Annotated in this window: 20 protein-coding genes; 8 read left to right on the top strand and 12 right to left on the bottom strand. The window is 72.9% G+C overall.

Features of this window, described 5'->3' with window-relative positions:
• The first annotated feature begins 31 nt into the window (after positions 1-31).
• From galE to idi, 3 genes are all read left to right on the top strand, one after another.
• Positions 32-1021: a UDP-glucose 4-epimerase GalE gene (galE, locus tag AF335_RS05445; protein ID WP_102917145.1), complete on the top strand. Its 990-nt coding sequence runs from the start codon at positions 32-34 to the stop codon at positions 1019-1021.
• A gap of 152 nt (positions 1022-1173) precedes the next feature.
• Positions 1174-2121 (top strand): cation diffusion facilitator family transporter, encoded by a 948-nt coding sequence (locus AF335_RS05440; RefSeq protein ID WP_102917144.1) that lies wholly within the window; start codon positions 1174-1176, stop codon positions 2119-2121.
• A gap of 56 nt (positions 2122-2177) precedes the next feature.
• The gene (gene idi / locus AF335_RS05435) at positions 2178-2789 is read left to right on the top strand and encodes an isopentenyl-diphosphate Delta-isomerase (protein WP_102917143.1); all 612 of its coding nucleotides are present in this window, start codon (positions 2178-2180) and stop codon (positions 2787-2789) included.
• Here idi and AF335_RS05430 read toward each other — a convergent pair.
• The gene (locus tag AF335_RS05430) at positions 2764-3264 is read right to left on the bottom strand and encodes an ATP-binding protein (protein ID WP_102917142.1); all 501 of its coding nucleotides are present in this window, start codon (positions 3262-3264) and stop codon (positions 2764-2766) included. The genes idi and AF335_RS05430 overlap by 26 nt on opposite strands.
• Positions 3265-3391: 127 nt before the next feature.
• Positions 3392-4027 (bottom strand): HdeD family acid-resistance protein, encoded by a 636-nt coding sequence (locus AF335_RS05425; RefSeq protein WP_102917141.1) that lies wholly within the window; start codon positions 4025-4027, stop codon positions 3392-3394.
• Positions 4028-4101: 74 nt separating this feature from the next.
• On the opposite strand from AF335_RS05425, the gene AF335_RS05420 reads away from it, so the two are divergent.
• Complete coding sequence (locus tag AF335_RS05420) at positions 4102-4854, top strand: enoyl-CoA hydratase/isomerase family protein (protein ID WP_102917140.1); 753 nt, start codon at positions 4102-4104, stop codon at positions 4852-4854.
• Positions 4855-4943: 89 nt separating this feature from the next.
• On the opposite strand, the gene AF335_RS05415 is transcribed toward AF335_RS05420, so the two are convergent.
• From AF335_RS05415 to AF335_RS05405, 3 genes are all read right to left on the bottom strand, one after another.
• Positions 4944-5642 (bottom strand): ester cyclase, encoded by a 699-nt coding sequence (locus tag AF335_RS05415; RefSeq protein ID WP_102917139.1) that lies wholly within the window; start codon positions 5640-5642, stop codon positions 4944-4946.
• Positions 5643-5736: 94 nt separating this feature from the next.
• The gene (locus AF335_RS05410; protein WP_102917138.1) at positions 5737-6357 is read right to left on the bottom strand and encodes a DJ-1/PfpI family protein; all 621 of its coding nucleotides are present in this window, start codon (positions 6355-6357) and stop codon (positions 5737-5739) included.
• Positions 6358-6440: 83 nt separating this feature from the next.
• The gene (locus tag AF335_RS05405) at positions 6441-7412 is read right to left on the bottom strand and encodes a GlxA family transcriptional regulator (RefSeq protein WP_102917137.1); all 972 of its coding nucleotides are present in this window, start codon (positions 7410-7412) and stop codon (positions 6441-6443) included.
• A 121-nt stretch (positions 7413-7533) separates the two neighbouring features.
• Here AF335_RS05405 and AF335_RS05400 point away from each other — a divergent pair, with 121 nt between their 5' ends.
• Positions 7534-8397 (top strand): SCO6745 family protein, encoded by an 864-nt coding sequence (locus AF335_RS05400; RefSeq protein ID WP_102917136.1) that lies wholly within the window; start codon positions 7534-7536, stop codon positions 8395-8397.
• A 90-nt stretch (positions 8398-8487) separates the two neighbouring features.
• On the top strand, positions 8488-10875 hold the full coding sequence (locus AF335_RS05395) for a Tex family protein (protein ID WP_102917847.1): 2388 nt from the start codon (positions 8488-8490) through the stop codon (positions 10873-10875).
• 323 nt (positions 10876-11198) lie between these two features.
• On the opposite strand, the gene AF335_RS05390 is transcribed toward AF335_RS05395, so the two are convergent.
• Together AF335_RS05390 and AF335_RS05385 are read right to left on the bottom strand one after the other, a co-directional pair.
• The gene (locus AF335_RS05390; RefSeq protein ID WP_102917135.1) at positions 11199-12836 is read right to left on the bottom strand and encodes an ABC-F family ATP-binding cassette domain-containing protein; all 1638 of its coding nucleotides are present in this window, start codon (positions 12834-12836) and stop codon (positions 11199-11201) included.
• 100 nt (positions 12837-12936) lie between these two features.
• Positions 12937-14895, bottom strand: coding sequence for a Xaa-Pro dipeptidyl-peptidase (locus AF335_RS05385; RefSeq protein ID WP_102917134.1), 1959 nt, complete (start codon positions 14893-14895; stop codon positions 12937-12939).
• 235 nt (positions 14896-15130) lie between these two features.
• Between AF335_RS05385 and AF335_RS05380 the strand changes: the two genes are divergently transcribed.
• The gene (locus AF335_RS05380) at positions 15131-16639 is read left to right on the top strand and encodes a M1 family metallopeptidase (RefSeq protein ID WP_102917133.1); all 1509 of its coding nucleotides are present in this window, start codon (positions 15131-15133) and stop codon (positions 16637-16639) included.
• A gap of 111 nt (positions 16640-16750) precedes the next feature.
• Here AF335_RS05380 and AF335_RS05375 read toward each other — a convergent pair whose 3' ends face one another.
• Complete coding sequence (locus tag AF335_RS05375; protein WP_102917132.1) at positions 16751-17557, bottom strand: VOC family protein; 807 nt, start codon at positions 17555-17557, stop codon at positions 16751-16753.
• Positions 17558-17728: 171 nt separating this feature from the next.
• On the opposite strand from AF335_RS05375, the gene AF335_RS05370 reads away from it, so the two are divergent.
• Complete coding sequence (locus AF335_RS05370) at positions 17729-18481, top strand: MerR family transcriptional regulator (RefSeq protein ID WP_102917131.1); 753 nt, start codon at positions 17729-17731, stop codon at positions 18479-18481.
• 63 nt (positions 18482-18544) lie between these two features.
• Here AF335_RS05370 and AF335_RS05365 read toward each other — a convergent pair whose 3' ends face one another.
• The 4 genes from AF335_RS05365 to AF335_RS05350 form a co-directional block, all read right to left on the bottom strand.
• Positions 18545-20725 (bottom strand): 3-hydroxyacyl-CoA dehydrogenase NAD-binding domain-containing protein, encoded by a 2181-nt coding sequence (locus AF335_RS05365; RefSeq protein ID WP_184743641.1) that lies wholly within the window; start codon positions 20723-20725, stop codon positions 18545-18547.
• A gap of 60 nt (positions 20726-20785) precedes the next feature.
• The gene (locus tag AF335_RS05360; protein WP_102917130.1) at positions 20786-22000 is read right to left on the bottom strand and encodes an acetyl-CoA C-acetyltransferase; all 1215 of its coding nucleotides are present in this window, start codon (positions 21998-22000) and stop codon (positions 20786-20788) included.
• 81 nt (positions 22001-22081) lie between these two features.
• Positions 22082-23224, bottom strand: coding sequence for an acyl-CoA dehydrogenase family protein (locus AF335_RS05355; protein WP_102917129.1), 1143 nt, complete (start codon positions 23222-23224; stop codon positions 22082-22084).
• Positions 23221-24381, bottom strand: a complete 1161-nt coding sequence (locus AF335_RS05350) for a CaiB/BaiF CoA transferase family protein (RefSeq protein ID WP_228773343.1) — start codon at positions 24379-24381, stop codon at positions 23221-23223. Before AF335_RS05350 ends, AF335_RS05355 begins: the two co-directional genes overlap by 4 nt.
• Positions 24382-24465 lie beyond the last annotated feature (84 nt).

The following is a 24465-nucleotide window of genomic DNA, read 5'->3' as shown; positions in this document are numbered from 1 at the left end:
GCCCTTACCCCGGCTGGATTAGGGTGCCGTTATGACATGGCTGATCACAGGCGGGGCCGGGTACATCGGGGCGCACGTGGCGCGGGCGATGGTGGCGGCGGGTGAGCGGGTCGCCGTGCTGGACGACCTGTCCACCGGGGTGGCCGGGCGGCTGCCCGAGGAGTGCGAGCTGGTGCGGGGCTCGGTTCTGGACCGCGAGCTGCTGGACGCGGCGTTCGCCCGGCTGGGCGTCACGGGTGTGGTGCATCTCGCGGCGAAGAAGCAGGTCGGGGAGTCGGTGGAGAAGCCGCTGCTCTACTACCGGGAGAACATGCACGGGCTGACGGTCCTGCTGGAGGCGGCGGTCGCGGCGAAGGTCCGCAGCTTCGTCTTCTCCTCCTCCGCGGCGGTCTACGGCATGCCGGACGTCGACCTCGTCACGGAGAAGACGCCGTGCCTGCCGATGAACCCGTACGGGGAGACCAAGCTGGCCGGTGAGTGGCTGGTCCGCGCCACCGGCGCGGCGCACGGCATGTCCACCGCCTGTCTGCGCTACTTCAACGTGGCGGGGGCGGCCGCGCCCGAGCTGGCCGACACCGGGGTCTACAACATCATTCCGATGATGTTCGACCGGCTCACCCGGGGCGAGAGCCCGCGCATCTTCGGTGACGACTACGCCACCCCCGACGGCACCTGCGTCCGTGACTACATCCACATCGAGGATCTGGCCACGGCCCACCTGGCGGCGGCCCGGCGGCTGGCCGAGCGGCCGGGCTCCGGCGACCTCACGCTGAACGTCGGCACGGGCCTCGGGGTGTCCGTCCGGGAGATGGCGGACCTGATCGCGGAGATCACCGGGCTGCACACCCCCGCGCCCCTCGTCGAGGCACGCCGTCCGGGTGATCCGGCGCGTGTCGTCGCGTCGAACGAACTGATCGCCCGGGAGCTCGGCTGGCGCCCCGCGCACGATGTCCGCGGCATGGTGGAGTCGGCCTGGGAGGGCTGGTGCCACCACCACCCGGGAGCCCGTGTCCCGGCATAACCACAGATCAGCGCGTTATGACATCGTCGCAGGTCAGAGCATATGACAACGGTGTTCAGTGCCGCGTTGCCCCATACCCCCCACCCGTAGTTCACTGAAGCCTCGGCCGGCACCCGTCGGCCGTGCGGGCACCGGTACGGGAGGCGTTTTTCATGGGCGCAGGGCACGACCACGGCCATTCGCACGGAGGCCCCCCGCCGGGCACCACCGGCACGGCGGCCGCGGCCTACCGGGGCCGGCTGCGGATCGCGCTGGGGATCACCCTGACGGTGCTCGCCGCGGAGATCGTCGGCAGCGCGCTGACGGGCTCGCTGGCACTGCTCGCGGACGCCGGTCACATGGCGACGGACGCCGTCGGGGTGGGCATGGCCCTGGTGGCGATCCACTTCGCCAACCGGCCGGCCGGCGGTCGCCGTACGTACGGCTACGCCCGTGCCGAGATCCTGGCCGCGCTGCTGAACTGTCTGCTGCTGCTCGGCGTGGGCGGCTTCATCCTCGTCGAGGCGATCGAGCGGCTGGCGAACCCCACCGAGGTGCCGGGCGGGATGACGGTCGTCTTCGGTCTGGTGGGCGTGGTCGCCAATCTGATCTCCCTGGGCCTGCTGATGCGGGGGCAGAAGGAGAGCCTCAATGTGCGCGGGGCCTTCCTGGAGGTCCTCTCGGACGCGCTGGGCTCGCTGGCCGTGGTGATCTCGGCCCTGGTGATCATGGCGACGGGCTGGACGCAGGCGGACCCGGTCGCCTCGCTGCTGATCGGACTGATGATCGTCCCGCGGACGGTCAAGCTCTTCCGGGAGGCGCTGGACGTCCTGCTGGAGGCGGCCCCGAAGAACGTCGACATAGACGAGATCCGGTCACACATCATGGCGCTGCCGGGCGTGGAGGACCTGCACGACCTGCATGTGTGGACGATCACATCCGGAATGCCGGTGCTGTCGGCGCACGTGGTGGTCGACCACGCCGCCCTGGACTCGGTGGGCCACGAGAAAATGCTGCACGACCTGCAAGGCTGCCTCGGCGAGCACTTCGACGTGGAGCACTGCACCTTCCAGCTGGAGCCCGGTGGCCACGCGGAGCACGAGGCCAGACTCTGTCATTGACGCGGGGCCGCCGTACGGCAGACTTGAGGGTCGACGACCGACAACGAGGATGGTCAATGCCGAGCACACCTGCCAAGGGCCTCTCCACCGACGACGCGACGGTCCCCACCTCCGACGGCACAGCTGAACCGATCATGCTGGAACTGGTCGACGAGACCGGCAGAACCATCGGCACCGCCGAGAAACTGTCCGCCCACATCGCGCCGGGCAAGCTGCACCGGGCCTTCTCGGTCTTCCTCTTCGACGACACCGGCCGGCTGCTGCTCCAGCGCCGGGCGCTCGGGAAGTACCACTCCCCCGGCGTGTGGTCGAACACCTGCTGCGGCCACCCCTACCCGGGCGAGCCGCCCTTCGTCGCCGCCGCCCGGCGGACGGGCGAGGAGCTCGGTGCCGCGCCGACGCTGATGCGCGAGGCCGGCACGGTGCGGTACAACCACCCGGACCCCGCGTCCGGCCTGGTCGAGCAGGAGTACAACCACCTCTTCGTCGGGACCGTGGGCGGCGCGCTGCGACCGGATCCGGAGGAGGTCGAGGAGACGGCCTTCGTGACCCCGGCCGAGCTGGACGCGCTGCGGGAGAAGTTCACCTTCTCCGCCTGGTTCATGGACGTCCTGGACACCGCGCGACCCGTGGTGCGCGAGATCACCGGGGACGCGGCGGGCTGGTAGCCGGAGTGCCGAGCGGCAGGGCGGCCCACACCACCTTGCCGCCGCTCGCGGTGTGCTCCACGTCGCACAGGCCGCCGGCCTCGTCCGAGATGGCCTTGACCAGCAGCAGCCCCCGGCCGCCGGTCTGGTCCTCGCCGGCCTCCAGGGGCTTGGGCCGGTAGGGGTGGTCGTCCTCGACGGCCACCCGCACCCACTCCGGGCCCAGGGAGACCTCCACGGAGACTTCCGGGGAGAGCAGTGCGGCGTGCCGCACGGTGTTGGTGACGAGCTCGGAGACGATCAGCAGCAGCCCCTGGAGCAGGTCCTCGCCCAGGGCCACCCGCTGGTGCCGGAGCAGGTCCCGGACCGCGTGCCGGGCCCGGGGCACGGAGGAGTCCAGCGCGGGAGCCGTGAACCGCCAAGCGCCGTCGAACTCGATCGGCCCGCGGGGCGGGGCCTGCCCCGGGTCGGGCGGGACGCTCCCGAGGATTTCCATGTCCGATACCAACCCCTCACCCTGGTCGACCGCACCCTAGAGTGTTGGGAACGTAAGGGTCCGCACCGGCAGGCTGAACAGAAGTCAGCGTCTATCGACGGGATTTGATCGCGTGCGTATGCCACGGTCACTCACGCGACTGATCCTGGCCACCCTGACCGTTGCTCACTGAACGATCCGGATTATTTGATTCCGTCACCAGGTTGACGACGCGCCGTCCGCCGACCCCGAGCGCGATCAGGCCGAGCCCGTCGAAGAGCAGGGCGAGCGAGATGAAGGTGCCGATGACGTAGAGGCTGCTGTGCGGCCAGTTGCCCAGCACCAGGATGCCCAGCAGCAGGTCGAAGGCGCCCTGGAGCAGCGTCCAGCCGAACTGCGGACCGCGCACCACCATGCTGCCCACCAGCCGGAAGACACCGCCGGTGAGGAAGAGCAGCGCCGCGAACATCGTCAGCGCCTCGGCGGCCACCTCCGGCCGGCGGATCACCACCACGCCGGCGGCCATGTTCAGCGCGGCGACCACCACGCCCAGCCAGAAGTAGTTGCTCTCCCTCGACTGGACGGCGTGCACCAGACCGACGAGCCCGCCGATCAGCAGCAGCCAGCCGAAGAGGATCATCGTGGTGAGCGTCGCGAACCCGACATAGACCAGGCCCACCAGTCCCGCGAGGACCAGCAGACCGCCCAGCAGCGCCAGCACCCCGAAGCCCCGGCTGAGCCTGTGGCTGCCCGGGTCCCGCGCCCGTCTCGTGCCCTTGGACATGAGCGCCTCCTCGTAGCGCCCCCCACTCGATCCTAGGACGGATCGCCGTCACCCGCCCCGGATAGCATCCGGCCATGGAGCCCGCACTGCATCTGGACGTCACCGACGCCACCGCCACCGTCCGCATCGCCAACCCCGCCAAGCGGAACGCCATGACCACCGCCATGTGGCGGGCCCTGCCCCCGCTCCTGGAGCGTTGCGCGGCCGATCCGGCGGTCCGGGTGCTGGTGCTGACCGGCGAGGGCGACACCTTCTGCGCGGGCGCGGACATCTCCTCGCTCACCGAGGGCGCCGACGCCTCCCGGGACCTCGCGGTCGCGGCCGAGGAGGCGCTCGCCGCCTTCCCCAAGCCGACGGTCGCGGCCGTGCGCGGCTACTGCGTGGGCGGTGGCTGCCAGCTCGCGGCCGCGTGCGATCTGCGCTTCGCCGCCGAGGGGGCGTCCTTCGGGATCACCCCGGCCAAGCTGGGCATCGTCTACGCGGCCTCGTCCACCCGGCGGCTGGTGGAGCTGGTCGGCCCGGCGACCGCCAAGTACCTGCTGTTCTCGGCCGAGTTGATCGGCACCGACCGGGCGCTGCGCACGGGCCTGGTGGACGAGGTGTGGCCGGCGGAGGCGCTCGACGGGCGGGTGGCGGAGTTCGCGGCCCTGCTCGCCTCGCGCTCCCAGCTCACTCAGGTGGCGGCGAAGGAGTTCGCGGCGGCGCCGGGGGCGGCGGACCGGTGGGCGCACTGGGAGGCGCAGGGACGGGGCAGCGGGGAGGCGGCGGAGGGGGTCGCGGCGTTCCTGGAGCGGCGGGCTCCGCGTTTCGGGTGGCGGGTGGGCTGAGGGCACGCCGCGGCCGGGCCCCGGCCGGGCCGGAAGACCGGGGTTCGTCCGCCGATAAAGACCGATTCGCCCGCCGCCGGCGCGGCCTTCTAGAGCTGTACGACGTCCAGCGCGCGCAGCAGCGCCAGCAGGTCGTACGTCCACCAGCCCTCGCTGATCCTCCCGTCGCGGAACGAGAAGACCGTCACGCCCTCCATCTCCCCCACCCGCCCCGTGGCCGCGAGGCCCATGAAGTCGCCGTGGTGGGTGCCGCGCCAGGTCCAGCGCGTGGCGACCCGGTCGCCCTCGGCCAGCTGGTCGTGGAGGGTGAAGCCGAAGTCGAACGCCGCCCGCCAGCCGGCGACGTCCTGCTTGATGACGTCGGAACCGACGGTGGTGTCCTCCGTCTTCGCGATGTCGTGGTCGCGGTAGTCGGCGGTGAACAGCTCGTCGACGAGGGCGAGGTCGCCGCCGACGGCGACGTCCTCGAAGAACCGGCGGGCCGTCGCCTTGCAGAGCTGTTCGTCGCGGACCACGTCGAGGTCGGTGAAGGTGGGCACGCCGTCGCAGAGGGCCGCCATCTCCGCGAAGACGCGGTCGGTCTCCGGCAGGCCGGAGTTCCTCATCGCCGCCTCGTAGGACGGGAACTCCACGATCTCCACATAGTGGTCGCTCCGGGCCCGGTCCCGGCCGACGACCGAGTGGGTGGCGGTGCGCTTGCCCTCGGTCAGCTCCAGCCACCGGTCCATGAGCCGGTCCATGTCGTCGTATCTACGGGTCTTGCAGTCGATCAGCTGTAGGAATGCCATGACGCCTCCCGGGACATATCCATTTTATGTCCCGGGAGGCGCCATGGGTGCGATGGTCCGGACCCCCGTGCCGGACCACCGCGGGCTTCGGGGGTCACATCGTGGCGCGCCATTCGGCCACGAGGTCGGCCGGGGCCTTCTCCGGCGACCCGGCGTCGTACGGCGGCTGCGGGTCGTACTCGATGAGCAGCTGCACGCTCTGGGCGGCACGGTCGCCCGCGATGCGGCCCAGGAGCGTCAGCCCCATGTCGATGCCGGACGAGACACCGGCGGCGGTCACGTACTTGCCGTCCGTGACCACGCGCTCCCCCGTCGGCTCGGCGCCGAAGGAGGCCAGCTGATCCAGGGCCAGCCAGTGCGAGGTGGCGCGCCGGCCCTTGAGCAGCCCGGCGGCGCCGAGGATCAGGGAGCCGGTGCACACGGACGTCGTCCAGGTCGTGGTCGCGTCGACCGCGCGCAGCCAGTCCTGGACCGCGCCGGGCGCCATCGCGCCGCTGGTGTCGGCCCCGCCGGGGACGACGAGGATGTCGGGCCGGGTGACCTCGGTCAGCGCGGCCTCGGCGACGAGGGCGAGGTTGTCGGACTCGTTGCGCACGGGGCCGGGGCGCTCGGCGACGAGGACGGTCTCGGCGCCGGGGAGGCGGCTGAGCGTCTCGAACGGCCCGATGGCGTCGAGGCTGGTGAAACCCGGGTAGAGCAGGATGGCGATCTGCACGGTGTTCCCTTCGGTCGGACGGGATCAGGCGAGAGGGGATCGGGTCGGAAAGGCCGCCGGTGGCGGCTCCCGGGTGGCCGGCGTCAGGCCGTGAGGAGCGTCAGGGGCCGGAAGCGCCGCCGGTACTCCGCGGGCGCGGTGCCGAGCGTCCGGATGAAGGCCCGGCGCATGGCCTCCGGTGTGCCGTAGCCGCAGGCGCGGGAGATCTCCTCGACGCCGTCGGTGGTGTCCTCCAGGAGCCGGCGCGCGGCCTCCAGGCGGATCCGGTCGACATAGCGGCCGGGTGTCATGCCGACCTCGCTGCGGAAGGCGCGGGCGAAGTGCCGGGGCGAGAGGTTCGCGCGGGCCGCGAGGGAGTCCACGGACAGGTCCCCGTCGGGATGCTCGGCGATCCACTGCTGGACGTCCCGCAGCGGCCTGCGGTGGGCGCTCTGGGCGGCGAGCTGGGCGCTGAACTGGGCCTGGTTGCCGGGTCTGCGCAGGAAGACGACGAGGCCGCGGGCGACGGCGAGGGCGAGATCCCGGCCCAGGTCCTCCTCGACGAGGGCGAGCGCGAGGTCGATGCCGGCCGTGACGCCCGCCGAGGTGGCGACCTTGCCGTCGCGTACGTAGATGGGGTCGGGCTCCACCCGCACGGCCGGGTGCCGGTCGGCCAGCGTGTCGCAGAAGGCCCAGTGGGTGGTGACGCGGCGGCCGTCGAGCAGCCCGGCCGCGGCGAGCACGAACGTCCCGGTGCACACGGAGACCAGCCGCTCGGCCTCCGGCCCCCGCTCGCGGAGCCACGCGAGGAGGCCGGGTGCCAGGTCGTGGACGCCCTCACCGCCGGGGACGAGCAGGGTGTGCGGGGTCTCCGCGGCGGGGAGCGCGACGTCGGGCGTCAGCTTCAGGCCGCTGCTGGTACGGACGGGCCCGCCGTCGAGCGTCGCGGTGCGCACCTCGTACGCCGGCTCGCCGGTCACCACCCGAGGTGTGTCGAACACTTCGAGCGGGCCGGTGACATCGAGGCTCTGGACGCCCTCGAAGAGGACGATGAGCACGGTGCGGCAGGGCGTCATGGGACCATCCTGACCGCGCCCCCGGAACAGCCGCAATGACGGATACCCCACCTTTCCTGCCATGGTGCCATCTCGTGGCAATCCCCTTCCCGCCATACCAACCAGTCGGTAGCGTGCGGCCATGACCACTCTTCCGCCGCGCGCCGGCCGTCGCTGTCACAACGCCCTCAACCCCGTGCACTCCACCGTGTACTTCTCCCCCGACCTCCTCACGGAGATGGCGGCGATCGGCGTCACGGACCGGCGCGCCGCCTATTTCGCGTCCCGGGCGGCCGCCCTCGGCCGGGTCGGCGCGGGCGCGGTCACCGCGACGTTCTACGGCTTCGCGCCCGCGCTGGTCGCCCGGCACGTCCCGGCGGTCTGGGACACGGCCGCGCCGGAGGCCGTCCTCGCGGCCCGGCTGCGCGGGGTCGACGTCACCCTGCGCAGGCTGCTCGGCGAGGAGGCCGTGGCCTCGGCGGACATGGCCGAGGCGGCGGAGCTGGCGCTGCGCGCCGCCGAGGCGTGCTCCCCCGCCGCCCGCCCGTTGTACGCCGCCCACGCGGACCTGCCCGTCCCCGAGGCGCCGCACCTCGCCTTCTGGCACGCCGCCACCCTGCTGCGCGAGCACCGCGGCGACGGGCACCTGACGGCGCTGCTGCGGGCCGGGCTCGACCCCGTGGAGTCGCTCCTCACCCACCAGGCGAGCGGCCACGGGATGAGCACGAAGTGGATGCTCGCCACCCGCGGCTGGAGCGAGGCGGAGCTGACCGCCGGACAGGAGCGGCTGCGCGGGCGGGGGTTGCTGGCCGCCGACGGGGAGCTGACGGAGGAGGGCCTCGGGCTGCGCAAGGAGCTGGAGGACGAGACGGACCGCCTGGACGCGGCGCCGTACGAGCACCTGGGCGCGGCGGGCACGGCCAGGCTCACGGAGCTGGCGGGCGGTTTCGCGGCGGCGGCGTTCGCCGCGGGTGCCTACCCGGCGGATCTCCTCGGCAAGGGCTGAGCCGGGGCGCCCCAGCGGGTGGCGGGCCGCGCTGTCGGCGGCACCTGCCACAATGCAGATCGCGGCTCGAAGAGAAAGCGGAGCGTGATCGTGACGGCATCTGGGGCGTCGATCGAAGGCAGGATCGCCGAGGAGCTCGGCGTGCGGGAGCGGCAGGTGAAGGCGGCGGTCGATCTGCTCGACAGCGGGTCGACCGTGCCCTTCATCGCGCGTTACCGCAAGGAAGCGACCGAGATGCTCGACGACGCGCAGCTGCGCACGCTCGAGGAGCGGCTGCGCTATCTGCGGGAGCTGGAGGACCGCCGGACGGCGGTCCTGGAGTCGGTGCGCTCCCAGGGGAAGCTGGACGAGGCGCTGGCGGCGCGGATCCGCGCCGCCGACTCCAAGGCCCGGCTGGAGGACATCTATCTGCCCTTCAAGCCCAAGCGGCGCACCAAGGCGCAGATCGCCCGCGAGGCCGGTCTGGAGCCGCTCGCGGACGGCCTGCTGCGCGACCCGGGCGTGGCGCCCGCGGCCGCCGCGGCGGCCTTCGTCGACCCGGCGAAGGGCGTGGCGGACGCCGCCGCGGCCCTGGAGGGGGCGCGTGCCGTGCTCACCGAGCGGTTCGGCGAGGACGCCGACCTGATCGGCGAGCTGCGCGAGCGCATGTGGACGCGCGGGCGGGTCGCGGCGAAGGTGCGGGAGGGCAAGGAGGAGGCCGGCGCGAAGTTCGCCGACTACTTCGACTTCGCCGAGCCCTTCACCGAGCTGCCCTCGCACCGGGTGCTGGCCATGCTGCGCGGCGAGAAGGAGGAGGTCCTCGACCTCACCCTGGAGCCCGAGGAGCCCGCGGCCGACGGCGCGGCGGCCGGCCCGAGCACGTACGAGCTGGCGATCGCCCGCCGCTTCGGCATCGCGGACCGGGGCCGTCCGGCGGACAAGTGGCTGGGCGACACCGTGCGCTGGGCCTGGCGCACCCGGGTCCTCGTCCACCTCGGCATCGACCTCCGGCTGCGGCTGCGGCAGGCCGCCGAGGACGAGGCGGTCCGGGTCTTCGCCGCGAACCTCCGGGACCTGCTGCTCGCCGCCCCGGCCGGGACGCGCGCCACGATGGGCCTCGACCCCGGGTTCCGTACGGGCGTGAAGGTCGCCGTCGTCGACTCCACCGGCAAGGTGTCCGCCACCGAGACGATCTATCCGCACGTCCCGCAGAACAAGTGGGACGCCTCGCTGGCCGCCCTGGCCCGGCTGGCCCGGGAGCACGGCGTCGAGCTGATCGCGATCGGCAACGGCACGGCCTCCCGCGAGACGGACAAGCTGGCCACGGACCTGATCGCCCGTCACCCGGAGCTGAAGCTCACCAAGGTGATGGTGTCCGAGGCCGGTGCCTCGGTGTACTCCGCGTCCGCGTTCGCCTCGCAGGAGCTGCCGGGTCTGGACGTCTCGCTGCGCGGCGCGGTCTCCATCGCGCGGCGGCTCCAGGACCCGCTGGCCGAGCTGGTGAAGATCGACCCCAAGTCGATCGGCGTCGGCCAGTACCAGCACGACCTGTCCGAGGTGAAGCTGTCCCGCTCCCTCGACGCGGTCGTGGAGGACTGTGTCAACGGCGTGGGCGTCGACGTCAACACCGCGTCCGCGCCCCTGCTCTCACGGGTCTCGGGCATCAGCTCCGGCCTCGCCGAGAACATCGTCGCCCACCGTGACTCCAACGGCCCGTTCCGGTCCCGCCGCGCGCTCAAGGAGGTCGCCCGGCTGGGTCCCAAGGCGTACGAGCAGTGCGCCGGCTTCCTCCGCATCCGCGGCGGCGACGACCCGCTGGACGCGTCCAGCGTCCACCCCGAGGCGTATCCCGTGGTGCGGGCGATGGTGAAGTCGACGGGCGGGGAGGTGGCGGCGCTCATCGGCAACACCACGGCGCTCCGCTCGCTGCGCCCGGAGACCTTCGTGAACGACTCCTTCGGCCTGCCGACGGTCACCGACATCCTCCGCGAGCTGGAGAAGCCGGGCCGCGACCCGCGCCCGGCGTTCCGGACGGCGACGTTCAAGGACGGTGTGGAGAAGATCGGCGACCTGACGCCGGGGATGGTCCTGGAGGGTGTCGTCACGAATGTCGCCGCGTTCGGCGCCTTCGTCGACGTGGGTGTGCACCAGGACGGGCTCGTGCACGTCTCGGCGATGTCGAAGACGTTCGTGAAGGACCCGCGGGACGTGGTGAAGCCCGGGGACATCGTGCGGGTGAAGGTGATGGACGTCGACATCCCGCGCAAGCGGATCTCGCTGACGCTCCGGCTGGACGACGGGGCGCCGTCCGGCGGGGGGCCGCAGGAGCGGGCGGAGCGTGGGGACCGTGGGGACCGTGGGGGTCAGCGGCGGGGTGGTGCGCCGCGGCCGCGACGGGCGGAGGCGCCGCGCGGTGCGGCCGCTCCGGCTCCGGCGAACGACGCGATGGCGGACGCGCTGCGGCGGGCCGGTCTGCTGGGCGGCCCGAAGGGCCGGTAGGGCGCGGGCGGGGCGGATTCTTCCCCACCCCGCCCCTTCCCGCAGCATCCGATATGCGGCTCCGCCGCGCGGGGGGCTCCGCCCCGGACCCCGGTGCTCAAACTCCCCCAGCTACCGCTGGGGGTGCCCCCAGGAGATGCCCCCAGACGGGCTGAGTTGTCGCCCGGAACCGGGCAGAAAAGCCGGCCCGTGGCACGGGAGAGCTGTCCCCGGACAGGAGCGAAATCCAGCCCGTCCGGCGCTTGAGGACACCGCGCGGAGCGCGAAAAGGGGGCCCGGGGGCTTGCCCCCCGGTTCCGGGAAGGGGCGGGGTGGGGAAAGCCTCAGCGCTCCGTCACACGGCCCTCGCACACCTCGAGGCGCCTGGTCACAGCGACAGCGTCCAGCATCCGGCGGTCGTGCGTCACCAGCAGCAGCGTCCCGTCGTACGAGTCCAGCGCCGACTCCAGCTGCTCGATCGCGGGCAGGTCGAGGTGGTTCGTGGGCTCGTCCAGGACGAGGAGGTTGACGCCCCGGGCCTGGAGCAGGGCCAGGGCCGCGCGGGTCCGCTCGCCCGGGGAGAGCGTCGCGGCCGGGCGCAGCACGTGGGCCGCCTTCAGGCCGAACTTGGCGAGCAGGGTGCGGATGTCCGCGGGCTCCAGCTCGGGGACGGCCGCCCCGAAGGCGTCCAGCAGGGCGTCCGGGCCGAGGAACAGGCCGCGCGCCTGGTCGATCTCGCCGACGACGACGCCGGGGCCCAGGGAGGCCGCGCCCTCGTCCAGCGGCAGCCGGCCGAGCAGGGCGGCGAGCAGCGTGGACTTGCCGGAGCCGTTGGCGCCGGTGATGGCGACCCGGTCGGCCCAGTCGATCTGGAGGTCGACGGGGCCGAAGGCGAAGGAGCCGCGGCGCGCCACCGCCCCGCGCAGGGTGGCCACGACCGCCCCGGAGCGCGGCGCGGCGGCGATCTCCATGCGGAGCTCCCACTCCTTGCGGGGCTCCTCGACGACGTCCAGCCGCTCGATGAGCCGCTCCGTCTGCCGGGCCTTGGCCGCCTGCTTCTCCGTGGACTCGGCGCGCAGCTTGCGGCCGATCTTGTCGTTGTCGGTGGCCTTGCGGCGGGCGTTGCGGACGCCCTTGTCCATCCAGTTCCGCTGGGTGTTCGCGCGGGCCTCCAGCGCCGCGCGGGTGCCGGCGTACTGCTCGTACTCCTCGCGGGCGTGCCGCCGGGCGGTCTCGCGCTCCTCCAGATAGGCGGCGTAGCCGCCGCCGTAGAGGGTGATCTGCTGCTGGGCGAGGTCGAGTTCGAGGACCTTGTCTACCGTGCGGGTGAGGAACTCGCGGTCGTGGCTGACGAGGACCGTGCCGGCGCGCAGCCCGGTGACGAAGCTCTCCAGGCGGGCGAGGCCGTCCAGGTCGAGGTCGTTGGTGGGCTCGTCGAGCAGGAAGACGTCGTAGCGGCTGAGCAGGAGGGACGCGAGGCCGGCGCGGGCGGCCTGGCCGCCGGAGAGGCTGGTCATGTGCCGGTCCAGGTCGACGGTGAGGCCCAGCGAGGCGGTGACCTCCTCGGCGCGCTCGTCGAGGTCGGCGCCGCCGAGGGCGAGCCAGCGGTCGAGCCCGAGGGCGTACGCGTCGTCGGCGCCCGGGGCACCGTCGACGAGGGCCTGGGTGGCGGCGTCGAGCGCGGTCTGGGCCTCGGCGACGCCGGTGCGGCGGGCGAGGAAGGCGCGGACCGTCTCGCCGGGGCGGCGCTCGGGCTCCTGGGGCAGGTGGCCGACGTTCGCCGTGGGCGGGCTGAGCCTGAGGGAGCCCTCCTCGGGGGTGTCCAGGCCGGCCAGCAGGCGCAGCAGGGTGGACTTTCCGGCGCCGTTGGCGCCGACCAGGCCGATGACGTCGCCGGGGGCGACGACGAGGTCGAGGCCGGCGAAGAGGGTGCGGTCACCGTGGCCCGCGGCGAGGTCCTTGGCGACGAGAGTGGTGCTCATATCCCCTCGACTGTAGCCGCTGGCGGAGGCGGCTCCGTACCGGGTTTTCCGGGTGGCGGCCCCGCCCTGGCCGGGCGGGGCCGCCGAGGGGCCGGGCGGGTCAGCGGGTGCCGGTGGGGAGGTGGTCGAGGGTGGCCGGGGGCCGGATGCCCTGGCGCGGGGTGCCGGCGGGGGCCGGGGGCCGCTCCGTGGCGCGGTGGTCGCCCGCGGTGGCGCGGGCGAAGGCCGCGTAGCCGCCGACGAGCGGCAGCCGGGCGGTGGTGCCGCGCAGGTCCATCGTGACGCGCGGGGTGGTGGAGGCGGGCTCGATGAGGCCCGCGTCCGTGCCGGCGACGATCAGGGCCAGCCGGTGGCCGACGGGGACGACGTGGTCGGTGGCGGCGAGGTCGAGGGTGATCGTGTAGGGCTTGCCGGGGGTGATCGGGCGGGCCGGGGCGGGGTCGGCGTAGTGGCCGAGGTCGGCCCAGCCGCGGCTGAAGACGGTGTGGCCGACCTCTTGCCTGTCGGCCTCGGTCCGTTTGAAGCAGCCGGTGTCGCCGGGGGTGCCGCTGCCCCAGCAGTCACGGTCGGCGAGGGTGCGGACGCCCTCGCCGGTGGCCGCGTAGTCGCGGATGGTGGCGGGGCCGAGGTCGACGAGGACGGCGGAGAGGTGGGCGGAGGCGGTGGACGGGGTGACGGTCAGCTCGACGCGCGAGGAGCCGGCCAGCCGCAGGTCCCGGGTGAGCGGCGGGGTGGTGAAGCCCGCCTTGCCGGGGGTCGCCTCGTCGACGCGGGTGGCCCAGTCGTGCTCGTTCAGCCCGGGGTCGTCGGTGAACTCGGCGGTGGTGCCGCGCGGCGCGGGGGCGAGCCCGAGGGTGCCGACGCCGGCGACGGGGCCGGCGGCGGGCCGCAGGGCCGTGGTCCGGGTGCCGCTCGGGGGCCAGACGCGGTCGGTGGACCACTGGTCGGGGGCGCGCTCGACGTCGGCCATCGGTTCGCGGTCCACGCCGTTGTCGTAGCCGAGGAGGTAGTGGTCGAACCAGCGGTGCAGGGTGGGCACCCAGGCCGCGCGGCGGAAGTCGAAGGGGTCGACGTGGCCGGTCTGGGAGAGCCAGATCTTCCGCTCGACGCCCTCGTCGGCGAGCGCGTCCCACCACTGGCCGAAGTGCTTGGTGCGGACGTTGAGGTCCTGCATGCCGTGCACGACGAACACGCTGGCGCGGACGTTCTTCGCGTCGGGGGCGTAGTCGCGGGCGTCCCACAGCGGCGTCCGGTCCCCGTTGCGCGGCGCGCCCTCGGCCAGTGCGCGCTGGACGGCCTGGCAGCGGCCGCGCGCCTCGGGGCCCTCGACGCGGTCGGCGAGGCCGTCGGGGCCGCCGTCGTAGAGGGCGGCGCCCTTGGCGAAGTAGTAGTCGTACCAGGAGCTGATCGCCCCGATCGGGACGATGGTCTTCAGGCCCTCGACCCCGGTGGCGGCGACGCCGTTGGCGACGGTGCCGTCGTAGCTCTTGCCGATCATGCCGACGGCCCCGGTGGTCCAGGACGCCTCGGCGGCGTCCTGGCCGCCGCGGGTGCGGTAGCCGCGGGCGCGGCCGTTCAGCCAGTCGACGACCGCCTTCGCGGACTGGACGTCGGAGCGGCCGCCGATGTCCACACAGCCATCGGAACGGTTCGTTCCGGCAAGGTCGACGAGGACGACCGCATAGCCGCGCGGTACGAAGTAGTTGTCGTAGTACAGGGGGAACTGCACGGGGGCGCCCTGCGCGTCATAGGTCTTCTTCTGGCTCTCGTTGCCCCGTCCGCAACAGGAGTAATAGGGGCTGGCGTCCATGATGACCGGTACGCGGCGGCCTTGTTCGGCGGCCTCGCGGGGGCGGATGATGTCGGCGGCGACGCGGTCCGTGCGGCCGTCGCCGTCACCGTCGACCCCGGTGTCGACCCAGACGGACTCACGGACGGCGCGGTCGTACGAATAAACGGGTTTGCTCAGGCCGTTCGACCCGCCCCGGGCGGTCGCGGCGCTCGCCGTGCCCGCCACCGGTGGCAGCAGGGCGGCCGTCAGGGCGGCCAGTACCGCCATGGCGAGGGGGATCCAGGGTATGCGGGTGTCCCGCGGGTGTCTACGCACGGCCGGACCGTAGCGCGGCCCAACTGCCGGGCAGAAGGGGGCGGGAAGAGACCCTCGTGACGGCCTCGGCCCCACGTGATGACGGGCACATGTCGGTCACATGTCAGACGCACCATGGACATTCCCGTGCCGGTGATGAATACATAGGCTTCGAGTGATCGTTCTCCTCTACGAGTTGGAGTGACTCGTGCGACACAGACTCATCGTTCCGAGCGCGGCCGCGGCCTGCCTGCTGCTGGCGATCCCTGCGTCGGCGGCCGACGCCACGCCCGGGGCCCCGGGCGTCGGGGACTCGTACTACCCGACCGCGGGGAACGGGGGCTACGACGTCTCCCACTACGACCTGCGCCTGAAGTACCAGCCGAAGACGGACAAGCTGGAGGGCACGGCGACCCTGCTGGCCACCACCACGCAGCAGCTGTCCCGTTTCAACCTCGACTTCGCGCTCGACGTGAGCGAGGTGCTGATCAACGGCAAGAAGGCGACGTACGCGTCGACCGGCGCGCACGAGCTGGAGATCACTCCGTCCGCCCCGCTGGAGAAGGGCAAGCAGATCAGCGTGGTGGTCCGCTACAGCGGCACCCCGTCCCAGGTGAAGATCGACGGTTTCACCGCCTGGAACCGCACGCCGGACGGCGCGGTGGTGGCGCAGGAGCCCGAGTCGTCGTACTGGTGGTTCCCGAGCAACGGCCACCCGACCGACAAGGCCACCTACGACGTCTCGGTCTCGGTGCCGGACGACGTCCAGGCCATCAGCAACGGCGTCCTCGCCTCCCAGAGCTCGAAGCTCGGCTGGACGCGCTACAACTGGCGCTCCACCAAGCCGCAGGCCAGCTATCTGACCACCCTGGCGGTCGGTAAGTTCGAGATCACCACCGACACCACCGCCAACGGCCTGCCGGTGATCAACGCCTACAGCAAGGACCTCGGCGACAACGCCGCGTCCGCCAAGGCCAGCGTCGAGCGCTCCGCCGAGGTCGTCGACTGGGGCAGTACGCTCTTCGGGCCGTACCCCTTCAACGCGCTGGGCGGCTATGTGCCCAATGTGAAGACGGGCTACGCGCTGGAGACCCAGACCCGCCCGTACTACAGCCCCTCGGGCTTCGCCAACGGCGCGAACGTCTCGCTGATCGTGCACGAGCTGGCCCACCAGTGGTTCGGTGACAGCGTGTCGGTGAAGGACTGGCGCGACATCTGGGTCAACGAGGGCTTCGCGACCTACGCGCAGTGGCTGTGGTCGGAGAAGGAGGGCGAGGGCACCGCCCAGGAGCTCGCGCAGTACGTCTACGACTCGATCCCGGCCGACAACGCCTTCTGGACGGTGAAGCCGGGCGACCCGGGCGCCGACAAGCAGTTCGACCGCGCCGTCTACAACCGCGGCGCCGTCGCGATCCAGGCGCTGCGCAACACCGTCGGCGACAAGACGTTCTTCACCATCCTCAAGCAGTGGCCGACCGAGAACAAGTTCGGCAACGCCTCGGTGCAGGACTTCGTGAAGTACGCCGAGAAGGTCTCCGGCAAGAAGCTCGCCCCGCTCTTCGACACCTGGCTGTTCACCACGTCGAAGCCCGCCGCCTTCCCGGCGCCCGGCGGCAAGGCGGGCAAGCCCGCCAAGACCTCGAAGTCGCTGGCGGCCACCCCGCAGCCCAAGTCCTGGAAGAAGATCCAGGAGGCGCAGGCCGCGCACAAGCACTGATCCCGGCCGGTCCGGACCGGCCGGACCACACCGCCCCCGGGGTCCGGCGCACCGCGTGACGCGGCGCGCCGGGCCCCTCGGCCTTCCCCCCTTCAGCAGGGCGCGCCCGGGTCAGCCCCGGGCGGCCTCGGCCGGTGTGAGCACCACGAAGTCGGCGCCCGCCGGGTCGAGGCAGACGGCCAGCCGGCCGACGCCCTCCGCGTCCTCCGGCCCCATCTGGACGGAGCCGCCGCCCGCCGTGACCTTCGCGACCGTGGCGTCACAGTCCGCCGACGCGAACACCGGGTGCCAGTACGCCTTGCCGCCGCCCAGCGCGAGGTGCTCCGACGGGAGCTCCATCAGCCCGCCGTGCATCCGCTCCTCGCCCCGGCCCGCCGGGGTGAGGAGGGAGTACGTGCCCCCGCCGCCCGGCAGCGGCACGTCCGAGCTCGTCCAGCCGAACAGGCCGCCGTAGAACGCCTTCGCCGCGGCGGCGTCCGTGGTGTAGAGCTCGGTCCAGCACAGGGAGCCCGGCGCGTCGGCACGCTCCAGGCCGCCTTTGGTCTCCCCAGGCTGCCAGACGGCGAACTGCGCGCCCTGGGGGTCGGTGAGCTGGGCCATCGAGCCGTACTCACCGGCGTCGGTCGGGGCGAGCCGGACGGTGCCGCCCGCCTGCTCCACGGCCTTCGCGGCGGCCTGGGCGTCGGCGGTGTGGAAATAGATCATCCAAGCCTGGCGGGCGCCCTCCTCCGTCAGCGGGCCGAGGCCGGCGATCGTGCTGCCGTCCAGCCGGAAGAAGCCGTAGCCGCCGCCCTCCTCGCCGAAGGGCTTGAACTCCCAGCCGAACACCGCGCCGTAGAAGGCCGCGGTGGCCGGCACGTCGCGGGAGCCGAGGTCGAGCCAGGACGGGGAGCCGGGGACGAAATCCGTAGTGATCATGGCACTCTCCCTTCACGGGTCCTTGTGAGGCCAGCGTCCCACCGGGCACTGACAACCGCGCTCCGTGGCGGGGCGGCCGGGGCCCGGGAGATCCGCGAGAGGTTTCACAGCAGCGGTGGTACAGCAATACTGTGAAACCCGAAGGGCGGAACAGAGAGCGAGGCGTCGCCGATGGCCACGGAGACCGAGGGACCGACCCTGACCGTCGACGAACTGGCCGCCCGGGCCGGGGTGACCGTCCGCACGGTGCGTTTCTACAGCTCCCGGGGGCTGCTGCCGCCGCCCGAGATCGGCCCGCGCCGGGTCGGCCGCTACGGCCCCGACCACCTCTCCCGGCTCGCCCTCATCGAGGAGCTCCAGCACCAGGGGCTGACCCTCGCCGCCATCGAGCGCTACCTCCAGCGCCTCCCGGACGGGCTGAGCCCCGGCGATCTGGCCATCCACCGCGCCCTGGTGGCCTCCTGGATGCCGGACGGGCCGGAGCGGACGACCCGCGCGCACCTGGAGCGGCGGGCCGGGCGCGCCCTGGGCGAGGACGACCTCGACCGGCTCACCGCGATGGCCGTCCTGGAGCGCGACCCCGAGGACGCCGACGCCTTCCTGGTGGATCCCGGGCTGCTCTACCTGGGGCTGCGGCTGCTGGACGTGCCGATCGCGCCGGACACGATCCTCGCGGCCCGCGCGGTCCTGCTGGAGCACGCCCGCGCCACGGCCCGCTCGCTGACCCGGCTGTTCCACGAGGAGGTGGACACGCCGGACGTCGCGTCGATGAAGTCGCTGTCGGCGCATATGCAGCCGCTGGTGGTGCAGGCGCTGGTCACGGCGTTCCAGCGGTCCCTGAAGCGGGAGCTGCGGGAGCTGTACGCGCAGGGGGACGCCCAGGGGGCGGCCCAGGAGGACGCTCGGGAGGACGCCGCGCCGTGACCGCCGGGCGGGCCGGGAACCGGGCCCGTCCGGCGGCCGGGGGCCGCGCCCCGGGAGCGCGGCTCAGCGGAAGAGCTCGCCCTTCTCCGCCGTCTCCAGCAGCAGCGCCGAGGGCGCGAACCGCTCGCCGTACGCGGCCTGGAGCTCCCGCGCCCGCGCCACGAACCCGCGCGGCCCGCCCTCGTACCCGTTGATGTACTGGACGGCGCCGCCCGTCCAGCCGGGGAAGCCGATGCCGAGGATCGAGCCGATGTTGGCGTCGGCGACGGAGGTGAGGACGCCCTCCTCCAGGCAGCGGACGGTGTCCAGGGCCTCCGAGAAGAGCATCCGCTCCTTCAGGTCCTCGAAGGGCACCTCCGCGCCGTCCGGCCGGCCGAAGTGCTCCCGCAGGCCCGGCCACAGTCCGGTCCGCTTGCCGTCGGCGTAGTCGTAGAAGCCGGCGCCGCCGCTGCGGCCGGTGCGGCCGAACTCGTCGACCATCCGGTCGATGACCGCGTCGGCCGGGTGCGGCTCCCAGGTGCCGCCGGCCTCCTCCGTCGCGCGGCGCGTCTCCTCGCGGATCCGGCGCGGCAGGGTGAGGGTGAGCTCGTCCATCAGGGAGAGCACCTTGGCGGGGTAGCCGGCCTGGGCGGCGGCCTGTTCGACGGAGGCGGCCGGGACGCCCTCGCCGAGCATGGCCACCCCCTCGTTGATGAAGCGGCCGATGACGCGTGAGGTGAAGAAGCCGCGCGAGTCGTTGACGATGATGGGGGTCTTGCGGATCTGCCGGACGAGGTCGAAGGCGCGGGCCAGGGCCTCGTCGCCGGTCCGCTCCCCCTTGATGATCTCTACCAGCGGCATCTTGTCGACGGGCGAGAAGAAGTGCAGGCCGATGAAGTCGGCGGACCTCTCGACGCCTTCGGCCAGCGTGGTGATGGGCAGGGTCGAGGTGTTGGAGCAGAGCAGCGCGTCGGGGGCGACGACGTGCTGGATCTCCTGGAAGACCTTGTGCTTGAGCGAGGTGTCCTCGAACACGGCCTCGATGACGGCGTCGCAGCCCGCGAGGTCGGCGACGTCGCCGGTGGGCGTGATGCGGGCGAGCAGCGCGTCCCGCTCGGCCTCGGTCGTCCGGCCCCTGGCGAGGGCCTTGGCCAGCAGCCCGGCGGAGTACGCCTTGCCCTTCTCGGCGGCCTCGCGCGAGACGTCCTTGAGGACGACCTCGATGCCGGCCTTGGCGCAGGCGTAGGCGATGCCGGCGCCCATCATCCCGGCGCCGAGCACCGCGGCCTTGGTGACCTTGCGGGGCGCGACGTCCTTCGGGCGGCCGGCGCCGGAGTTGACGGCCTGGAGGTCGAAGAAGAACGCCTGGATCATGTTCTTGGAGGTCTGGCCGGTGACCAGCTCCGTGAAGTAGCGGGCCTCGATGACCTGCGCGGTCTCGAAGTCGACCTGGGAGCCCTCGACCGCGGCGGCCAGGATGTTGCGCGGCGCCGGGTAGGGCGCGCCGGCCAGCTGCTTCTTGAGGTTGGCGGGGAAGGCCGGGAGGTTGGCGGCGAACCGGGGGCTGGCGGGGGTGCCGCCGGGGATCCGGTAGCCCTTCTCGTCCCAGGGCTGCCGCGACTCGGGGTGGGCCAGGACGAAGGCCCGGGCCTTGGCGAGGAGTTCCCCGGGGGTGGCGGCGACCTCGTGGACCAGGCCCGCCTCCAGGGCGCGCGGGGCGTTGTACTGCGTGCCCTGGAGGAGCACCTTGAGGAGCGCGTCGGTGATGCCGAGGAGCCGTACCGTACGGGTGACGCCGCCGCCACCGGGCAGCAGGCCCAGGGTCACCTCGGGCAGCCCGATCTTCGTACCGGGGGTGTCGAGGGCGACGCGGTGGTGGCAGGCCAGGGCGATCTCGTAACCGCCGCCGAGGGCCGCGCCGTTGATCGCGGCGACGACGGGCACGCCGAGGGTCTCGATGCGGCGGAGGTCGCGCTTGACGCGCAGGCTCCCCTCGAAGGTCTCCCGGGCGTCGGCGGGGGTCGCCGCGATGAGGTCGCGCAGGTCGCCGCCGGCGAAGAAGGTCTTCTTGGCGGAGGTGACGACGACGCCCCGTACGGAGTCCTTCTCGGCCTCCAGGCGGTCGGCGATCGCGGCGAGGGACGCCTGGAAGGCGGCGTTCATGGTGTTGGCGGACTGGTCCGGGTCGTCCAGGACGAGGGTGACGACGCCGTCGTCGTCCTGCTCCCAGCGGATGGTGGTGCTCTCGCTCACGTTCGAGCTCATTTTCGAGGTCTCCATGGAGGTTTCGCGGTGCGGACGCGGACGCGGGGCGGGCCGGAGCGGCTAGAGGCGCTCGACGACGGTCGCGACGCCCATGCCGCCGCCGACGCAGAGGGTGATCAGGCCGTAGCGCTTGTCCCGCCGTTCCAGCTCGTCGATCACGGTGCCCAGCAGCATGGCTCCGGTGGCGCCGAGCGGGTGGCCGAGGGCGATGGCACCGCCATTGACGTTGATCTTGTCCAGGCCGACGCCCAGCTCGTCGGCGAAGCGCAGCACCACGGCGGCGAACGCCTCGTTGATCTCGATCAGATCGATGTCGTCGATGGTCAGACCAGCCTTGGCCAGAGCCTTACGGGTGGCCGGGGCCGGGCCGGTGAGCATGATCGTGGGGTCGGAGCCGGTGACGGCCGCGGAGACGATCCGGGCCCGGGGGGTGAGGCCGTGGCGCTCGCCGACCTCGCGGTTGCCGATGGCGACGAGCGCGGCGCCGTCCACGATGCCGGAGGAGTTGCCCGCGTGGTGGACGTGGTCGATCTTCTCCACCCAGTGGTACCGCTGGAGGGCGACGGCGTCGAAGCCGCCCGCGTCGCCGATCGCCGCGAAGGACGGCTTGAGCTTCCCGAGGACCTCGACGGTCGTGCCGGGTCGCACGTGCTCGTCGTGGTCGAGGACCACCAGGCCGTTGCGGTCGCGTACGGGCACGACGGAGCGGTCGAAGCGGCCCTCCTTCCAGGCGGTGGCCGCGAGCTCCTGGGAACGGGCGGCGAAGGAGTCGACGTCGTGCCGGGAGAAGCCGCCCAGGGTGGCGATGAGGTCGGCGCCGATGCCCTGGGGCACGAAGCCGACGTCGAAGCTGGTCATGGGGTCGTTGAACCAGGCGCCGCCGTCGGAGCCCATCGGCACCCGCGACATCGACTCGACGCCCCCGGCGAGGACCAGGTCCTCCCAGCCGGAGCGCACCTTGGCGGCGGCGAGGTTGACGGCCTCCAGGCCCGAGGCACAGAAGCGGTTCTCCTGGACGCCCGCGACGGTGTCCGGCAGACCCGCGGCGATGGCGGCGATCCGCGCGATGTCCGAGCCCTGGTCGCCGAGCGGGCTGACGACGCCGAGCACGATGTCGTCGATGGCGGCGGGGTCGAGGCCCGGGAAGCGGTTCCGCAGCTCGTGGATGAGGCCGACGACGAGGTCGACGGGCTTGGTGCCGTGCAGCGCCCCGTTGGCCTTGCCGCGGCCGCGCGGGGTGCGGATCGCGTCGTACACATACGCTTCGGTGCTCAAGGTCGTGAACCTTTCGGGAATCCGTCGAGTCGGGGGTGATCGGGAGGAACGGTGCGGGGTGCGGACGGGCGGGGCCGGCGTTCAGGAGAGCAACGAGCGGCCGATGATCTCCTTCATGATCTCGGTGGTACCACCGTAGATCGTCTGGATGCGGCCGTCGGTGAACGCCTTGGCCACCGGGTACTCGCTCATGTACCCGTACCCCCCGTGGAGTTGCAGACAGCGGTCGGCGACGCGCTTCTGGAGCTCGGTCGCCCACCACTTGGCCATCGAGGCGTGCACGGCGTCGAGCTCGCCGGCCGTGTGGTCGGCGATGCAGCGGTCGAGGAAGGCACGGGTGACCGCGCACTCGGTGGCCATCTCGGCGATCTCGAAACGGATGTGCTGGAGCTTGGCGAGGGGCCTGCCGAACGCCTCGCGCTCCTTGACGTAGCGGGTGGTGAGCTCCAGGAGGTGCTCGGCCGCGGCGATGCCGGCGACGGCGATGTTCATGCGCTCCTGGGCGAGGTTGGTCATCAGATGGACGAACGCGCCGTTCAGCTCGCCGAGGAGGTTCTCCTTGGGGACGCGGACGTCATGGAAGAACAGCTCGGCGGTGTCCTGGGCCTTCTGCCCGATCTTGTCGAGGTTGCGGCCGCGTTCGAAGCCCGGTGTGCCGCGCTCGACGACGAGCAGGCTGAGGCCCTTCGCCCCGCCCTCCGGGGTCGTCTTCGCGACGACGATGACGAGGTCGGCGAGGATGCCGTTGGAGATGAAGGTCTTGGAGCCGTTGAGCAGCCAGTGGTCGCCGCGGTCCTCGGCCGAGGTCCGGATGCCCTGGAGGTCGGAGCCCGCGCCCGGCTCGGTCATGGCGATGGCGGTGATCGTCTCGCCCGAGCAGAAGCCGGGCAGCCAGCGGCGCTTCTGCTCGTCGGTGGCGAGGGAGGTGAGGTAGGGGCCGATGATGTCGTTGTGGAGCCCCACGGCGAGCCCGGCCGCGCCCGCCCGGCTGAACTCCTCGGCGAGCACCACGCCGTAACGGAAGTCGTCGTTCCCTCCACCGCCGTACTCCTCGGGCACGGCGATGCCGAGCAGCCCCTGCCGGCCGGCCGCCAGCCACGCCTCGCGCGGGACGATGCCGTCCCGCTCCCACCGCGCGTAGTGCGGGACGACCTCCTTGGCCAGGAAGGTGCGGACGGTCTCGCGGAAGGCTTCGTGGTCGGCCGTGAAGATCTGACGCTTCATCGTTGCGGGCCTTTCTGCGGCGGGTCGAGGCTGCGGACGCCCCAGTCGCGCGCCACCTCGGCGGTGTCCGCGCCGGGCCGGGCGGGCGGGCGGCGCACGGCGCCGGGGGTGACGGAGAAGCGCGGGGCCGGGGCGGGCTGGGTGAGGCCGCCGTGCTCGACGAAGGTGGCGCGGGCGGCGAGGTGCGGGTGGTCCGGGGCCTCCCGGAGGGAGAGGACGGGCGCGACGCAGGCGTCCGAGCCCTCGAAGACGGCCGTCCACTCGGCCCGGGTGCGCTGCGCGAAGCGCGCGGCGACGGCGGCGCGCAGCTCGTCCCAGCGGGCCGGGTCCTCGCGCGGTGGCACCTCCCGCCCGGCGGGCAGCCCGAGCCGGGCGAGGAACTCCGCGTAGAAGCGCTGTTCCAGCGCGCCGACCGCCATGTACCCGCCGTCGGCCGTGCGGTACGTGCCGTAGAAGGGCGCGCCGCCGTCGAGGAGGTTGGCCTCGCGCCGGTCCTGCCAGGCGCCGGCGGCGAGCATGCCGTGGATCATGGCGGTGAGGTGGGCGGCGCCGTCGACGATGGCGGCGTCGACGACCTGGCCGACGCCGGTGGTACGGGCGTGCTGGAGGGCGGCGAGGACCCCGACGACGAGGTAGAGGGAGCCGCCCGCGAAGTCCCCGAGGAGGTTGGCGGGGGCGTACGGCGGGCCGTCGGCGGGGCCGGCCAGGCCCAGGGCGCCGGTGACGGCGAGGTACGGCAGGTCATGGCCGGCGGTCGGTGCGAGCGGGCCGTCCTGGCCCCAGCCGGTCATCCGGCCGTAGACGAGGCGGGGGTTGCGGGCGAGGCACGCCTCGGGCCCGATGCCGAGGCGCTCGGTGACGCCGGGGCGGTAGCCCTCCAGAAGGATGTCGGCGCGCTCGGCCAGGTCCAGTACGGTCGCAGGCCCGGTGGCGGACTTGAGGTCGACGACCACCGAGCGCTTGTTGCGGTTGGTGACGTCGTACCGGGGGTCTATGTGCAGCCCGGGCCCGCCGGGCCGGTCGACGCGCACGACGTCGGCGCCGAGGTCGGCGAGGAGCATGGCGGCGAACGGGCCGGGCCCTATCCCCGCGAGCTCGACCACGCGCACGCCGCCGAGCGGACCGTCGCTCGCCGCCTCCGCCATTCCGACCGCCATTCCGACGCCGTCCCGGCCGTCACCTCGACTGTCACGCCGGCGGCCCCGCCGGCCTTATGACACAAGTGCTGTAACACTCGTGAT

This window comes from Streptomyces eurocidicus, assembly GCF_002891295.1.
Classification (GTDB): domain Bacteria; phylum Actinomycetota; class Actinomycetes; order Streptomycetales; family Streptomycetaceae; genus Streptomyces; species Streptomyces eurocidicus.
Note: the sequence above shows the minus strand (reverse complement) of the source record. Positions and strands in the feature narration are given on the sequence as shown.

What these genes read in the sequence shown, in the direction of transcription:
- galE (WP_102917145.1), top strand. Translation starts at nt 32, where the DNA reads ATGACATGGCTGATCACAGGCGGGGCCGGGTACATCGGGGCGCACGTG.
- AF335_RS05440 (WP_102917144.1), top strand. Translation starts at nt 1,174, where the DNA reads ATGGGCGCAGGGCACGACCACGGCCATTCGCACGGAGGCCCCCCGCCG.
- idi (WP_102917143.1), top strand. Translation starts at nt 2,178, where the DNA reads ATGCCGAGCACACCTGCCAAGGGCCTCTCCACCGACGACGCGACGGTC.
- AF335_RS05430 (WP_102917142.1), bottom strand. Translation starts at nt 3,264, where the DNA reads ATGGAAATCCTCGGGAGCGTCCCGCCCGACCCGGGGCAGGCCCCGCCC.
- AF335_RS05425 (WP_102917141.1), bottom strand. Translation starts at nt 4,027, where the DNA reads ATGTCCAAGGGCACGAGACGGGCGCGGGACCCGGGCAGCCACAGGCTC.
- AF335_RS05420 (WP_102917140.1), top strand. Translation starts at nt 4,102, where the DNA reads ATGGAGCCCGCACTGCATCTGGACGTCACCGACGCCACCGCCACCGTC.
- AF335_RS05415 (WP_102917139.1), bottom strand. Translation starts at nt 5,642, where the DNA reads ATGGCATTCCTACAGCTGATCGACTGCAAGACCCGTAGATACGACGAC.
- AF335_RS05405 (WP_102917137.1), bottom strand. Translation starts at nt 7,412, where the DNA reads ATGACGCCCTGCCGCACCGTGCTCATCGTCCTCTTCGAGGGCGTCCAG.
- AF335_RS05400 (WP_102917136.1), top strand. Translation starts at nt 7,534, where the DNA reads ATGACCACTCTTCCGCCGCGCGCCGGCCGTCGCTGTCACAACGCCCTC.
- AF335_RS05390 (WP_102917135.1), bottom strand. Translation starts at nt 12,836, where the DNA reads ATGAGCACCACTCTCGTCGCCAAGGACCTCGCCGCGGGCCACGGTGAC.
- AF335_RS05385 (WP_102917134.1), bottom strand. Translation starts at nt 14,895, where the DNA reads ATGGCGGTACTGGCCGCCCTGACGGCCGCCCTGCTGCCACCGGTGGCG.
- AF335_RS05375 (WP_102917132.1), bottom strand. Translation starts at nt 17,557, where the DNA reads ATGATCACTACGGATTTCGTCCCCGGCTCCCCGTCCTGGCTCGACCTC.
- AF335_RS05370 (WP_102917131.1), top strand. Translation starts at nt 17,729, where the DNA reads ATGGCCACGGAGACCGAGGGACCGACCCTGACCGTCGACGAACTGGCC.
- AF335_RS05365 (WP_184743641.1), bottom strand. Translation starts at nt 20,725, where the DNA reads ATGAGCTCGAACGTGAGCGAGAGCACCACCATCCGCTGGGAGCAGGAC.
- AF335_RS05355 (WP_102917129.1), bottom strand. Translation starts at nt 23,224, where the DNA reads ATGAAGCGTCAGATCTTCACGGCCGACCACGAAGCCTTCCGCGAGACC.
- AF335_RS05350 (WP_228773343.1), bottom strand. Translation starts at nt 24,381, where the DNA reads ATGGCGGTCGGAATGGCGGAGGCGGCGAGCGACGGTCCGCTCGGCGGC.